Genomic DNA, 581 nt, shown 5'->3' with positions numbered 1-581 from the left:
GGCGCCGGCAAGAAGGCCGAGATCCAGGGCCGCGTCGCCCAGATCAAGCAGCAGATCGAGGAGACCACCTCGGACTATGACAAGGAGAAGCTGCAGGAACGTCTCGCCAAGCTGGCGGGCGGCGTTGCCGTCATCCGCGTCGGCGGTGCGACCGAGATCGAAGTCAAGGAAAAGAAGGACCGCGTCGACGACGCCCTCAACGCGACCCGTGCGGCCGTCGAAGAAGGCATCGTTCCCGGCGGCGGCGTCGCACTGCTGCGCGCTTCGCTGAGCATCAAGGCTGTCGGCGCCAACTCCGACCAGACCGCTGGCATCGCCATCGTGCGTCGCGCGCTGCAGGCTCCGGCCCGTCAGATCGCGGCCAACGCCGGTGCGGAAGCATCGATCGTTGCCGGCAAGATCCTCGAGAACAAGGGCCCGACCTTCGGCTTCAACGCCCAGACCGGCGAATATGGCGACATGATCGCCATGGGTATCGTCGATCCGGTCAAGGTCGTGCGCACGGCTCTCCAGGACGCGGCCTCGGTCGCCGGCCTGCTGGTCACCACCGAAGCCATGATCGCGGAGGCTCCGAAGAAGGA

Annotated in this window: 1 protein-coding gene; it reads left to right on the top strand. The window is 66.6% G+C overall.

Translation table 11 applies throughout. The features are described 5' to 3' along the window. The coding region (locus tag AC0L2B_RS00135) for a TCP-1/cpn60 chaperonin family protein (protein ID WP_473743626.1) at positions 1–581 on the top strand (581 nt) is incomplete at both ends.

Source organism: Mesorhizobium sp. WSM4815 (assembly GCF_055811575.1).
The sequence above is the reverse complement of the archived record's forward strand: the minus strand, read 5'-3'. Positions and strand labels throughout refer to the sequence as shown.